Here is a 13,577-nt window from a genome sequence, read left to right on the forward strand (position 1 = left end):
GCGATGAACATAGACATTCCCGAGGGGCAGGAGCCGATCGGGTACGTGTGGGGTGACATGGTTCCCGGGATCGGCATGGCCGCCGCGAACTTCTCCCTCTCGGTGTACGAGCACACGACCCTGGGCCTGCGGGAGTTCGAGGCCGCGCGGCTGCGCATCGCGCAGATCAACGGGTGCCTCTTCTGCCTCGACTGGCGGACCGAACGCGAGGGACGGAAGGTCGAGGAGGAGTTCGCCGACGCGGTGACCCAGTGGCGCACCACCGACGCCTTCGACGACCGCACACGTCTTGCCGCCGAGTACGCCGAGCGGTACGCCCTGGATCACCACGGCCTCGACGAGGAGTTCTGGACGCGGATGACCGCGCACTACAGCCAGCACGAGATCGTGGAGCTGAGTATGAGCATCGGTTCCTGGCTGGCGTTCGGCCGGCTCAACCATGTGCTCGGCCTCGACACGGTGTGCGTACTCCCCGGTCATTGAACTCCCCGGTCATTGAGGGGAGTTGCTACAGATCGGTGGCGATGATCTTCTCGATGTTCCGCTCGGCGAGCGCCGTGATGGTGACGAACGGGTTGACGCTCACGTTGCCGGGGATCAGTGAGCCATCGATGACGTACAGGCCCGGATGGCCGTGCAGACGGCCGTAGTTGTCGGTGGCCTTGTTCAGGACGGCGCCGCCGAGCGGGTGGTAGGTGAGGTGGTCGCCCCAGATCTTGTACGTGCCGAACAGATCGGTGCGGTAGATCGTCCCCTCCTTTGAGTTGATCTTGTCGAAGATGGTCTTGGCGGCGTCGATGGACGGCTGCTTCCATGCCGTCTGCCAGTTCAGCTCCACCTTGTTCGCGGCGGCGTTCCAGGTGAACGCGGCACGGTTCGGGTTCTTGGTGATCGAGAGGTAGAACGAGGCGTAGGTCTCGATCCCGGTGGGCAGCGGCGCGACCTCGGCGAACGCTCCACCGGCCGCCCAGTTGTCGATGCCGCCGGTGGGGATGGCCGACTGGACCGAGCCGGTCGCGTCCCACACGTGGTTGGCGCGGCCGCACATGACGTTGCCGTTGTCACCCCAGCCCTTGCCGATCTCCCCGTTCAGTTGGGGCAGCGCGCCGGTGGCCTTCAGTTTGACCAGGAGCTTGCTGGTGCCGACGCTGCCGGCGGCGAAGAACACCCTGTCCGCGGTCACGGTCTTGGTGGCCGTGGTGGTGCCGCCGGTGTCGAGCTGCTCGATGACGACGGTGTAGCCGCCGCCGGACGCGGGGGAGACCGTGGTGACCTTGTGCAGCGGGGAGATGGTGACCCTGCCGGTGGCGGTGGCCTTCGCGATGTAGGTCTTCTGGAGGGACTTCTTGCCGTAGTTGTTGCCGTAGAGGATCTCGCCGGAGACCGCCGACTTGGGGACCGTTCCCGCCGCCTCCTGCTTCATGTAGTCCCAGTCGTAGACGCCGGGCACGAAGACGTACGGGAAGCCGGAGCGCTGGGCGTGCTTACGGCCGACCCGGGAGTACTGGTAGCAGTCGACGCTGTCGAACCAGGCGGGGTCGATGGTGCTGACGCCGAGACCGGCGTTGGCGCGCGGATAGTACGTCGAGTACATCTCGTCGGCGTCGACCGACGGGAGGACGGCGCCGAAGTTCTCGCGCTTGGGTGTGACCGCCATGCCGCCGTTGACCAGTGAGCCGCCGCCGACGCCTCGGCCCTGGTAGACGATGATCCCGCCCATCTCCTCGGCGTCGAGGATCCCGGTGTAGCGGGGGATGTTCCGGTCGATCGGGAAGCCGAGGAAGTTGCTCAGGGGCTGTTTTGTCTTGGTGCGCAGCCAGTAGGAACGGCCGTCGGGTGAGGTCGTGTGGGCGAAGATCTTGCCGTCGGAGCCGGGGGTGTCCCAGGCCATGCCCATCTCGATCATGTGGACGTCGATGCCCGCCTGCGCGAGGCGCAGGGCGGCGACGGAGCCGCCGTACCCGGTGCCGATCACCAGGACGGGGACACGGGCCCCGTCGCCGATGACGGCGGCCGCCGCGGCTGGGGTGGCGGCCTGCGCCCGGCTCGCGGCGAGCTGACTCGCGAGCGTGGCGACGCCGACGATGGAACCGGTTCCAGCGATGAATCTTCGACGTGTGACGCCCTCCTGGGCGGTAGGGCGCATGGGTGTGCCACTCATATGACGTCCCTCACTCTCGTACGAATGAGAACGAGTTCTACTGCTACTGGCTCATTAAGTCACTGCATACCTAGAAGTAACTTCTGTCCGATCTTGTACCCGTACGGCTCCTGACTCACGGCCGTCGCTCAGAGCGGCGGGCCGCCGCGAGGCCCGCCGTGCCCACCAGGAGCAGCACCACGATCGTGCCCAGCGTGAACGTTTCGAACGTGGTGCGGGAGACGCCCCAGGTGTCCATGAAGTCGTAGTCGATGCCGAAGACGGACTCCAGGACGCCGGGGAAGAGGGCCGACCAGGAGCCGACCAGGATCCAGGCGTAGACGAGGGCCGTGCAGGCCATGAATCCCCGGTTGCCGAAGGGGACTTGGTAGGGGCGGGGGACCTCCGGGCGGCGCACGCGCAGGACCACCAGGGCGGGGACGACCAGGAGGTAGGAGAGGAGAAGTGTCGTCACCGCCACCGTCAGGACCACGCCGAAGATCGCGCCCGTGTCGCCCTTCACCAGTTGCATCGCCGCGAGCATGAACACCGTGGCCACCGCGCCGGAGAGCAGGTTCGTGCGGACCGGGGTGCCGAGCTTCGGGTGGAAGGCGCCGAGCGCGCGGCTGAAGAAGCCGCCGTCGGCCGCCGCCATCGCCTGCATGCGGTCGCTGACGATCATCCACGCGCTGCCCTGCGTGAGGAGGGCGAAGACGAACATCACCGCCGTGGTGGTGAGGAGGGGGCCGGCTGCCGGGCCGTAGACGCCGAAGACCAGGCGGACGCCCTCCATGAAGCCGCCGATGCCGGTGACCTTGTTCGCGGGGACGACCGCGAGGAGGGCGAGGACCGGGAGGAGGTAGCAGGCCGCCGCGATCGTCGCCGAGCGGCCCAGCGCCGCGGGGACGTCGTGCTGCGGGTCGTGCATCTCCTCGCCCGCCGCGTTCGGTGCCTCGAACCCCACGTAGGCGAAGAGCAGGATCGGGACGAGGGCGAGGAAGCCGGCTGTCGTGGGGGCGAAGTGGGCGGTCGCCAGGCCCTGGAAGCCGTGTTCCGCCCCGTACAGGATCGCGGTGATCGTGAAGAGTGCGAGCGACAGGACCTTTACCGCCGCGCCCGCCGTCGTGATCCACTTGCCGCGGCTGAGCGAGACGATCGCCGTGAGGATCGCGATCCACACGAAGAGCAGCTTGAACGTGTAGTCGGCGAACGTGCCCGAGCCCAGGTGGAAGACGAAGCCGTCCCAGGTCTCGGCGGCGAGGAAGACCAGCGAACCGCCCAGCCAGATCGGGTTCGTGACCCAGTAGAAGAGTGTGGTGAGGGCCGCTGCCGGGCGGCCGAGGGCCAGCTTCACCCAGACGTACGGGCCGCCCTCCTGCGGGAACGCGGCGCCGGTCTCCGCGAACAGCAGGGCGTAGGGGAGCAGGAAGAACAGGGCGATGACGGCGGTCCAGGTGGCCGCTTCGCCGCCGCCGGTGGCGATCTGGCCGATGGTGTCGAAGGAGATCACCGCGGCCACGGCCATGGCCGTGATGTCGAAGCGCTTCAGGCTGCGCTTCAGGTTCGAGTTCGAGTCCGGTGTGGTGTCGTGCGGCTTCTGTGGTGCTGCGGAGGGGCTGTTCGTGGGCACGGGCAGGTCCTAAGGCGGGAGTCGGGGACTGCGAGCTGAGGCGTGCGGGTGTGCGGGGTGCGGGCGTGACCACGTGCGGGCCGGGGCCCGGCGGTACGCACCGCCGGGCCCCGTAGTGTCACGCCTCCCGGATCTCTCCGGAAGCGTCCGTGCGCTCCAGTACGCCGCGCAGCGCCGACGCCACCTCCTTGGTCTCCGTCTCCGTCATGATCAGCGGCGGCGACAGGACCAGGCTGTGCGCGGAGTCGCGGACGATGACGCCGGTCTCGCGGCGGATCACGTCGTGCGGCATCCGGTCGGGGTTCAAGGGGAGCGGGGCACGCGTGGCGCGGTCCGCCACCAGTTCCACCGCGAGCATCATGCCCACCGAGCGGATCTCGCCGACGATCGGCAAGTCGCCCAGCTGCGACTGGAGTTCGCCGTGCAGCGTGGCGCCGATCGTCTTCGCCCGCCCCAGCAGGCCCTCCTTCTCGATGACGTCGAGGTTGGCGAGGGCGACGGCGGTCGCGACGGGGTGACCGTTGTACGTGTAGCCCATCGGGAAACCGTGGTCCCGGAGCAGGACCTCCGCCACCTGGTCCGCGACCATCAGCGCGCCCAGCGGCACGTAGCCGGAGGTGATGCCCTTGGCGGTGACGATGATGTCGGGCGTGACGCCGAAGTACTGGGCGGCGAACCACTCGCCCACGCGCCCGTACGCGGTGACGACCTCGTCGAAGATGAGCAGGATGCCGTGGCGGTCCAGGACCTCGCGCACGCGCGGCCAGTAGTCGGCCGGCGGGACGAGCATGCCGCCGACGCCCATGATGGGCTCGCCGATCATCGCCGCGATGTTCTTCGCGCCGATCTCCGCGATGCGCCCCTCCAGTTCGCGGATCAGGAAATCCGTCACCTCTTGTGGAGAAACAGCCTCGCCGCCGTACAGGTCGGTGCGGTACGGCCACGGCGGCGTCAGGTGCGAGACGTGCGGCATCATCGGGGCGAAGCCCTCGTGGTACAGCGGGAAGCCGGTGGCCGAGCCGCCGCCGTAGCCGATGCCGTGGTACGCCTTGTCGCGCGCCAGGATCCAGGTGCGGTCGGTGTCGCCGCGGCGGTGGTGGTAGTAGCGGGCCATCTTGATGGCCGCCTCGTTGCCCTCCGAGCCGCCGGACGTGAAGTAGACGTGGTTCAGCGGGTCCGGCGCCAACTCGGCGAGTCGCGCGGCGAGTTCGATGGCGCGGTCGTTGGAGAACTCCCAGAAGCTGGTGAAGTACTCGAGCTTCTTCATCTGCTCGTGGGCGACGTCCGCCAGGTCCTCGCGGCCGTGGCCGACCTGGGCCAGCCACAGTCCGCCGGTGGCGTCGAGGTAGCTCCGGCCCTCGGAGTCGGTCAGTCGGCAGCCCGCCCCCTCGGTCATCACGACGCGCTCGGTGGCGCTGCCCGGCAGGTAGGGGTGGATGATGTGTGCCCGGTCGAGGGCGGCGAGCTGGTCTGCGGTGCGGCTCATGGTGTGGTCAAGCCCTTTCACTTGTACGCGATCCACGTGGTCTTCAGCCCCGTGTACTTGTCGAAGGAGTGCAGGGAGAGGTCGCGGCCGTGGCCCGACTGCTTGAAGCCGCCGAAGGGGGTGAGCGGGCTGAGCGCGTCGACGGTGTTGACCGAGACGGTGCCCGCGGTCAGGGCGTCGGCGACGCGGTGGGCGCGGCCGATGTCCCGCGTCCACACGGAGGCGGCCAGGCCGTACGCGGAGTCGTTGGCGAGGCGGACCGCCTCCGCCTCGTCGCGGAACGGCAGGACCGCGAGGACAGGGCCGAACAACTCCTCCCGTACGAGCGGGGATTCGGGAGCGAGGCCGGTGACGACCGTCGGGTCCAGGTACGCGCCCTCGCGGTCCGGCCGGGTGCCGCCGCAGGCGAGCGTGCCGCCCGCGGCGCGTACCGCGGCGAGCACCCGCTCCACCTGCGCCTCGTCGACCAGCGGGCCGATCCGCGTCGCGGGGTCGAGCGGGTCGCCGGGGACCCAGGCGCGGGCGTGCTCGGCGACGCGGGCGGTGAACTCCTCGGCGATCGAGGCCTCCACCAGGAGTCGCGTGTTGGAGGAGCAGACCTGCCCGGCGTTGTACGCGAAGCCCCACGCGGCGCGCTCCGCGGCGGCCTCCAGATCGGCGTCGGCGAAGACCACGTTGGGGCTCTTGCCGCCGGCCTCGGGCCACACCTGCTTCATGTTCGACTCGGCGGAGTAGCCGAGGAACTTCCTGGCCACGGCGGTGGAGCCGGTGAAGACGAGGGTGTCGACGTCGGGGTGCAGGCCGAGCGCGCGGCCCGTCACCTCGCCGGGCCCCGGCACGACGTTCAGGACGCCGTCCGGGAGCCCAGCCTCCGTGGCGAGTTCGGCGAGGCGGAGCGCGGAGAGCGGCGACTGCTCGGCGGGCTTGAGCACGACGCTGTTGCCGGCCGCGAGCGCGGGCGCCAGCTTCCAACTCGCGATGTCCAGCGGGAAGTTCCACGGCACCACCGCGCCGACCACGCCCAGCGGGGCGCGTCGCACCAGGGCGAGATTGCCGGGCGGGGCGGGCGCCACCTCGTCGTACAGCTTGTCGATCGCCTCGGCGTACCAGGCGAAGACGCCGGCGGCGCCGGGCACGTCGGTGCCGTACGACTCGGCGATCGGCTTGCCCATGTCGAGGGTGTCGCAGAGGGCGAGCTCCTCGCCGTTGGCCTCGATCAGGCGGGCCAACTCCAGGAGGACGCGCTTGCGTTCGGCCGGGTCGGCGCGCGACCAGCGGCCGGCCTCGAAGGAGGCGCGGGCGGCGGCCACGGCCCGGTCGACGTCGGCGGCCGAGGCGACCGCCACGTCGGCGACGGTCTTGCCGGTGGCCGGGTTGACGGTGGGGAGCCACTCCCCGTCCGAGGGGTCGGCCCACGCTCCGTCGATGTAGAGGCGGGTGCGGGGTGCGAACTCGGCGGCGCGCTGCCGCCAGTGCGAGTGCGTCGTCATGCGGTGACCTTCGATTGCGTACGGCACGGGGCGTACGGGAGCGGTCTGTGCGAGATCTTGGCCTGTGCGGGATCTACGGCCTGCGAGATCTTTGAAGTTGGATTCAAACAATGCGTCAGCGGCCCGTCAATGGGTTCCGCGCGATCGGCTTGATTTCCTTGAACTCGGTAACAGAGAATTAACCGCATGGGTAAACCGGGGAGACCGAAGAACCAGACCGCGCGGCGCGAGGCGCTCGTGGACGCGGCGGGGCGGGCCATCACGGAGCGGGGCCTCGAAGGCCTGCGCATCAAGGACATCGCGGCCGAGGCAGGCATGTCCGCGGGGTCGGTCCTCTACTACTACCCGGAGCTGGACGAGCTGGTCCTGGAGGTGCACCGGGGCGCGGTCGAGCGCTTCCTGGCCGCGCGGCACGAGGTCACCGACGAGGTGGCCGACCCGGTGGCGCGGCTGCGCGCGCTGATCACCTCCGGTCTGCCGTCCGCCCCCGGCGACGCGACGCACGGGCTCCTCTTCGAGCTGCACCGCAGGGCCGACCGCAGCCCCGGACACGCCGAACTGATGGCGTCACTGTTCGCCAGCGAGGTGGGCCTGTACGCCACGGTGCTCGAAGTGGGCGCCGCGACAGGGGTGTTCACCCTGGCGGGGCCCGTGGGTGACCTGGCCAGGAACCTGGTCGCGCTGGAGGACGGCTACGGACTGCACATCGTGAGCCGCAACGCCGGTCTGACGCGGGCCGAGGTCCAGCGCCTGATCCGGGTCCACGCGCGGGCGGTCACGGGGTGCGCCGACCTGTGACGCCTTGACGCCTCACGTGGCGTCGGCGCTGTCCCGCAGTACGTCCATCACCGCGCGGGCCCGCGCGCTCTGCGTCATGCCGCCGAGCGAGGCGATCCTGACCTCCAACGGGCGCCCGGCGTCCCGGAGTTCGAGCTCCGCGATCTCGCCTCCGCCGTAGGTCAGACCGGTGGCGGGGCGCTGGTTGAGCACCGAGTAGCCGAGGCCGCGGGCCACCATGGAGCGCACGGTCTCGTAGCTGCGGGTGCGGTAGCGGACGTCGGGGGCGGTGCCGGTGGCGGCGACGAGGGAGCGGAAGTAGTCGCGGCTGTGCGGGAGGTCGAGGAGGACGAGCGGCTCCGCGGAAAGCTCGGCGAGGGACACGCTGCCCTGGCCTGCGAGGGGGTGGTCGGCCGCGACGATGACGTAGGCGGGGGCGCGGGCGATCGTCTCGCTGCGCAGCTCCGGCTCGGTCGACAGGCCCAGGTCGTAGGTGAGGGCGAAGTCGATGCGGCCCGTCGTCAGGGCCTCGACGAGTTCGTCCGCCTCGGCCTCCACGACGTCGATCTCGATGCCCGGGTGGCGGCGCGTGCACTCGCTGAACAGGTGCGGCAGGTAGTACGGCGCGAGCGTCACGAAACAGCCGACCGTCACGGGGCCCGACAGCTCCGCGCCGTCCCCGCGCGCCTCCCGCTCGACCTCGCGCGCGCGGGCGAGGAGGTCACGGCCCTGCGCCCGCAGCCGCTCCCCGGCGGGGGTCAGGGTCAGGCCCCGGCCCCTGCGGCGGATGAACAGCTGCACCTGGAGGTCGCGCTCCAGGTTGTGGATGGCGGCGGACACGGCGGACTGCGCGATGTGCAGCTCCGCGGACGCCTCCGTCATCGAGCCGCGTTCGGCCGCGACCAGGAAGTAGCGCAGCTGAACGAGCGTGAAACCCAACGGAGACGTCATGCGAGACCTCGTGCCAGATGAACCGGGTGCGTGCGCCCGACTCTAAGCCGCGCTCTCCTCCTGTACGGAGGTCGACTCCTGTGCGGAGGTCGACTCCCGTACGTCCTCGGGGTGCAGCAGCGCCGACCCGGCCGTCTCCTTCAGGGACACCGCCGCGACGAGCCCGCCTACGGCGAACACCATCAGGTACGGGCCCGGCACCAGCGTGCTCCCGGTCGCCGAGATGAGCAGCGTCATCAGGTACGGCACGGTGCCCGCGAACAGCGCCGCCGTCACGTTGTACGAGATGGAGAGCCCGCTCTGCCGGGTGCGCGTGGGGAAGACCTCCGCCGACCACACCGCGTACGTGCCGAGGATCGCCGCCAGGATCGCGCCGAGCGCGAGGCCGCCGATCCAGGTCCCGGCCATCCCGGTCCGCATCAGCCAGAACGCCGGGGTGGAGACGACCAGGAGGGCCGCCGTCGCCCCGATGAACACCGGCTTGCGCCCCACCCGGTCGGACAGCGCGCCGAACAGCGGCACGAGCACGAGGCCGAGCAGGGAGATCACGGTGGACAGCAGGGCCGCGCTGTCGGCGGAGTGGCCGAGGTGGTCGGTCTCGTACGTGACCAGGTAGGTGAGGACCGCGTAGAACGGCACGTGCATGGCCGTCATCAAGCCTGCCGCTTGCAGCAGTTGGCGCTTGTGGGTGCGCAGCAGCTCGCGGGCCGGGCTGCGCGGGACCGTGTCGTTCTCTTCGAGGGCCCGGTACTCCGGGGTGTCCTCGATCTTGTTGCGGATGACCACGCCGATGATGCCGAGCGGCGCCGCGATCAGGAACGGGATCCGCCAGCCCCAGGAGGTGAGCTGCGCCTCGTCGAGCCCCGAGGACAGCAGCAGGAAGACGAACGAGCCGGCCAGGAAGCCGAGCAGCGAGCCGACCTCCAGCCAGCTCACGCCGAAACCGCGGCGGCGGCGCGGCGCGCTCTCGGCGAGGAAGCTGGCCGCGCTGCCGAACTCGCCGCCCGCCGCGAACCCCTGGATGAGGCGGAGCACCACCAGGAGGATCGGTGCCGCGATGCCGATCGATTCGTAGCCGGGGAGGAGTCCGATCGCCAGGGTCGCGCCGGACATCATGAAGATGACCAGGGACAGCGTGCGCTTGCGGCCGATCTTGTCGCCGAGCGGCCCGAAGACGAGGGCGCCGATCGGCCGGACGCCGAACGAGACCGCGAAGACGCCGAACACGGCGAGCAGCCCGGTCGTGCTGTCGTCGGCGGGGAAGAACACGGTCGCGACGGTGCCCGCGAGATAGGCGTACGCGGCCCAGTCGAACCAGTGCACGAAGACGCCGACGGCCCCGGCCGCGACGCTCCTGCGCAGCGTCGCGACGTCGGTGGGCGCGTCGGCCGCGCTTTCCTGGGGATCGGTGAGGGTCATGTCGTCGCCTCCTCGGATGGTCCGGCGCGGTCCACGCCCGTCCACGCCAGCGCGACCGCGGCGTCGAGCAGCGCCCGCTCGGCGGTGCCACCGACGCAGTACGCGGCGAACTCGTGCTGGTGGTTGGTGGCGGGCAGGGAGCCGATGCCGATGTAGGGGTGGATGGCGGGCACCACCTGCGACACGTTGCCCATGTCGGTGGAGGCGCGGTTCATGCGCGCGGCCTGTCCGGGCGGCGCGAACTCCCGCCCGAGGTCGAGGGCGTTGGCGCGGTAGTGCGCGAGCGCGGTCTCGTCCGCGCGGAACTCCGCGTACGGCTTGCTCTCCGGTTCGATCTCCAGCTCGCAGCCCGTCGCGAGGGCGCCCGCCTCGAAGGCCCGCATGACGCGCGGCTCCAACTCCGCGAGTTCGGCGAGGGTTTCGGCGCGCACGTACCAGCGGCCCGAGGCGCGCTCCGGGATGGCGTTCGGGGCGTCCCCGGCGTGGGTCACGACGCCGTGCACCCGCGCGGAGGCCGGGAGTTGCTGGCGCAGCAGGCCGATGGCGACCTGGGCCACGGTGAAGGCGTCGGCCGCGTTGACCCCGGCCTCCGGGTAGGCGGCGGCGTGCGCGGACTTCCCGGTGTACGCGACCTTGGAGTGGCTGACCGCGAACGGCTGCGCCTCGGCGACGTCGACCGGCGCCGGGTGCGCCATCATCGCGAGGTCGACCCCGGCGAAGGCGCCCCGGTCGAGCAGCTCGATCTTGCCGCCGCCGCCCTCCTCGGCGGGGGTGCCGTAGACCTCCACGGTGAGCCCCAGGTCGTCGGCGACGGCGGCGAGGCCGAGCGCGGCGCCGACGGACGAGGCCGCGATCAGGTTGTGCCCGCACGCGTGGCCGAGGCCGGGCAGCGCGTCGTACTCGGCGCACAGCGCGATCCGCCGCGGCCCGCTGCCGAAGGAGGCGTGGAACGCGGTGTCCAGGCCCAGATACTTCGACGTGACGTCGAATCCGGCCCGGTCGAGCAGCTCCGGCACGGCGGCGGCCGCCCGGTGTTCCTCCCAGGCGGTCTCCGGGTCGGCGTGCAACTGCTCGGACAGGGCGATCAGTTGGCCTGCGTGCCGGTCGACCTCCTTGCGGGCCGCCTCCTTCAGGGCACTCATCACTGGTCTCCCGGAACGCCGTACGAGGGCGAGCTCGCCGGGTCGAGGCCGCGCGTCACGTAGTCGTCCCGCTGCGGCAGCCATACGTCGAGGAGCTCGCCGAGCCGGTCGATCGGGTCGTCCGCCCAGTCGATCCGCAGGTCGGTGACCCGCCAGCCGACGTCGGCGACGACCGACAGGCCCGCCGAGTGCACCGGGCCCTCCTCGCCGCCCGCCGCGACGGCGGCCTTCATGGCGGCGATCAGCCGCTCCTCCAGCTCGCCGGTGGCTTCCTGGTACGCCTCCAGGAGCACGCCGGGGATGTGCTTGCCGGAGAGCATGTTCCCCGCCGCGACGGCGCCGTCGGCGGTGGCGCTCGCATACGTGCCGAGGGTGTGCGGGCCGCTGTACGCGAAGCCCGGACCCTGCCGCCCGAGAACCGTCAACTGCCGGTAGGCGATGGTCTTTTCGTTGCGCGCGGCGCCGGTGACGTCGGCCAGCGCACGCTCCGCGTCGCCGTGTTCGGCGAGGGCGTCGAGCAGGCTCGTGCCGAGCGTCGGGTCGGTGATGTTCTGCGAGCTCGCCGCGCCGACGCCGGGCCGCAGATGGGCGATGCGGGCGGCGACCGCGGGGCTCGACGAGCTGCCCGCGATGCCGAACCGCTCACCGTCGCGTACCACCAGGGAGAACGTCATGCCCGCGCCTCCTTCGAATCCCGAGAGTCCTGCGCGTCGTTCGCGTCCTTCGGGATCACCGCGACCGCGTCGATCTCGCACAGCCACTCAGGGCGGGCGAGCGCGGAGACCACGATGCCGGTGGAGATGGGGTGGACGCCCTTGGTCCAGCGGCCGACCGTGCGGTACACGGCCTCCCGGTAGCGCGGGTCGATCAGGTAGATCGTCAGCTTGACCAGGTGTTCCATCCGGCTGCCCGACTCCTCGAGCAGCATCTTGATGTTCGCCATGGCCTGCTCGGCCTGCGCCTCCGCGTCGCCGACGCCGACGTTCTCGCTGGTGTCGAGGTCCTGGCCGATCTGGCCGCGGACGTACACCGTGTCGCCGGCGACGACGGCCTGGCAGAGGTCGTTGTCGAGGTTCTGCTCGGGGTAGGTGTCGCGGGTGTTGAACGGCCGGATCCGGGTGTGCCCGCCGGCCACGATCGGGGCGTTGGCCATGGTGCTCTGCTCCTCAGTCCTGGTGCTGCGGTCGGTGGTACGAGAGGTATCCGCGCCGGGTCGTGATGTGGTCGGCGACGTACTTGGCGTCGTGCCAGACACCCCAGATGAAGCTGGAGCCGCGCCGGGACAGCCAGGGCAGGCCCAGGAAGTAGACGCCGGGCTCGGTGGAGACCCCGCGGCGCTGGTCGGGGCGGCCGTTCTCGTCGTACGCGTCGACGTCGAGCCAGCTGTAGTCGGCGGCGAAGCCCGTGGCCCAGACGATCGAGGTGACACCGGCTCCGGCCAGGTCGAGCGCGAGGCGCGGGTCCGTCATGCACTCCGGGTCGGGGCCGAGGACGTGGGCCTCGGGCTCCTCGGGGAGGTCGAGCCCGTTGCGCTCGGTGTACGCGTCGGCCGCGCGCAGCAGCTCCAGGTACTTCTCGTCGCCGAGCGCGATGTTCCCGGCGAGGTCGGGCGCGAAGCTCAGCAGCCCGTCCTCGTACGCCGAGGTCATGCCGAGGAGTTCGATACCGGTGCCGGCCAGCTCGCGGAAGTCCACGGAGTGGCCGCCGCGCGCCCCGCTGACCGCGATGGTCACGTGGGCGGCGCCCTGCGGCGGCGTCGTCAGGTCCCAGAGCCCGAGCACCCCGAGCCACCAGCAGAAGTCACGCCCGCGGTACTGCCGCGGCGGACGGTCGTGCGGCCCCACGGACAGGAAGACCTCGCGGCCCGAGCGGCGCAGCTCGTCGGCGATCTGCACGCCCGACGAACCCGCTCCGACCACCAGCACCGCGCCCTCGGGCAGCTGCTCCGGGTTGCGGTACTCGCTGGAGTGGATCTGCGTACTGACCGCGCCCTCCGGCACGATGGGCGGGATCACGGGCCGCTGGAAGGGCCCGGTCGCGGCCACCACGAATCCCGCGTCGATGGTGCCCTCGGACGTCTCGACCCGGAAGCCGGGGCGCCCCTCGTGCTTGCGCACCTTGGACACCTCGACGCCGCACCGCACCGGGGAGTCGATCTTCTCGGCGTACCGCTCGAAGTACTCCGCGACCTGCTCCTTCGTCGCGAAGGCGTCGGGGCCGACGTCGGGGAACTCCAGGTTCGGGAACCGGTCGTGCCAGGCGGGCCCGTTCGCGACGAGCGAGTCCCAGCGCTGGGTGCGCCATCGCTCGGCGATCCGGTCCCGTTCGAGGACGATGTGCGCGATGCCCAGGTTCCCCAGGTGCTCGCTCATCGCGATACCGGCCTGACCTGCACCTACGACGACAACGTCCGTTTCTTCATTGGGCATTGAAGCCTCCACTCAAGCGGTAATTGGTCCATCGCTGGTTCCGCGGCACCGCACGAGACATCCTTCGCCGCCCCCTCAACCCTGTCCAACAGATGTTTCCGGGGTGAGTGATC

General features: G+C 70.8%; 12 protein-coding genes. 2 read left to right on the top strand and 10 right to left on the bottom strand.

Going from position 1 to position 13,577, the window contains the following annotated elements; all coding sequences use genetic code 11:
* The first annotated feature begins 3 nt into the window (after positions 1-3).
* Complete coding sequence (locus OG746_RS10145) at positions 4-483, top strand: carboxymuconolactone decarboxylase family protein (protein WP_266718832.1); 480 nt, start codon at positions 4-6, stop codon at positions 481-483.
* Between the two features lie 25 nt (positions 484-508).
* On the opposite strand, the gene OG746_RS10150 is transcribed toward OG746_RS10145, so the two are convergent.
* The 4 genes from OG746_RS10150 to OG746_RS10165 form a co-directional block, all read right to left on the bottom strand.
* Positions 509-2,161, bottom strand: a complete 1,653-nt coding sequence (locus OG746_RS10150; protein ID WP_266713629.1) for a GMC oxidoreductase — start codon at positions 2,159-2,161, stop codon at positions 509-511.
* A gap of 115 nt (positions 2,162-2,276) precedes the next feature.
* Positions 2,277-3,770 carry an APC family permease gene (locus OG746_RS10155; protein ID WP_266713631.1) on the bottom strand — a complete coding sequence of 498 codons (1,494 nt, stop codon included), beginning with the start codon at positions 3,768-3,770 and terminating at the stop codon, positions 2,277-2,279.
* Positions 3,771-3,888: 118 nt separating this feature from the next.
* Positions 3,889-5,256: an aminotransferase family protein gene (locus OG746_RS10160; RefSeq protein WP_266713633.1), complete on the bottom strand. Its 1,368-nt coding sequence runs from the start codon at positions 5,254-5,256 to the stop codon at positions 3,889-3,891.
* Between the two features lie 17 nt (positions 5,257-5,273).
* Positions 5,274-6,746, bottom strand: a complete 1,473-nt coding sequence (locus OG746_RS10165; RefSeq protein WP_266713635.1) for an aldehyde dehydrogenase — start codon at positions 6,744-6,746, stop codon at positions 5,274-5,276.
* A 186-nt stretch (positions 6,747-6,932) separates the two neighbouring features.
* Here OG746_RS10165 and OG746_RS10170 point away from each other — a divergent pair, with 186 nt between their 5' ends.
* A complete protein-coding gene (locus OG746_RS10170) occupies positions 6,933-7,544 on the top strand; it encodes a TetR/AcrR family transcriptional regulator (RefSeq protein WP_266713637.1) in 612 nt (203 codons plus the stop codon).
* Positions 7,545-7,556: 12 nt separating this feature from the next.
* On the opposite strand, the gene OG746_RS10175 is transcribed toward OG746_RS10170, so the two are convergent.
* From OG746_RS10175 to OG746_RS10200, 6 genes are read right to left on the bottom strand one after another with little or no spacing between them, the layout of a single operon-like run.
* Positions 7,557-8,474 carry a LysR substrate-binding domain-containing protein gene (locus OG746_RS10175; protein WP_266713639.1) on the bottom strand — a complete coding sequence of 306 codons (918 nt, stop codon included), beginning with the start codon at positions 8,472-8,474 and terminating at the stop codon, positions 7,557-7,559.
* A gap of 42 nt (positions 8,475-8,516) precedes the next feature.
* The gene (locus OG746_RS10180; RefSeq protein ID WP_266713641.1) at positions 8,517-9,893 is read right to left on the bottom strand and encodes an MFS transporter; all 1,377 of its coding nucleotides are present in this window, start codon (positions 9,891-9,893) and stop codon (positions 8,517-8,519) included.
* The gene (locus OG746_RS10185) at positions 9,890-11,035 is read right to left on the bottom strand and encodes a M20 family metallopeptidase (RefSeq protein WP_266713643.1); all 1,146 of its coding nucleotides are present in this window, start codon (positions 11,033-11,035) and stop codon (positions 9,890-9,892) included. The genes OG746_RS10180 and OG746_RS10185 overlap by 4 nt, the downstream gene beginning before the upstream one ends.
* Entirely contained in the window at positions 11,035-11,709 is a 675-nt protein-coding gene (locus OG746_RS10190; RefSeq protein WP_266713645.1) for a DUF1028 domain-containing protein, read from the bottom strand. Before OG746_RS10190 ends, OG746_RS10185 begins: the two co-directional genes overlap by 1 nt.
* Positions 11,706-12,188 (bottom strand): RidA family protein, encoded by a 483-nt coding sequence (locus OG746_RS10195; RefSeq protein WP_266713647.1) that lies wholly within the window; start codon positions 12,186-12,188, stop codon positions 11,706-11,708. Before OG746_RS10195 ends, OG746_RS10190 begins: the two co-directional genes overlap by 4 nt.
* Before the next feature lie 13 nt (positions 12,189-12,201).
* Positions 12,202-13,464 (bottom strand): flavin-containing monooxygenase, encoded by a 1,263-nt coding sequence (locus OG746_RS10200; protein WP_266713649.1) that lies wholly within the window; start codon positions 13,462-13,464, stop codon positions 12,202-12,204.
* Positions 13,465-13,577 lie beyond the last annotated feature (113 nt).

It is taken from the genome of Streptomyces sp. NBC_01016, from assembly GCF_026341035.1.
Classification (GTDB): Bacteria; Actinomycetota; Actinomycetes; order Streptomycetales; family Streptomycetaceae; genus Streptomyces.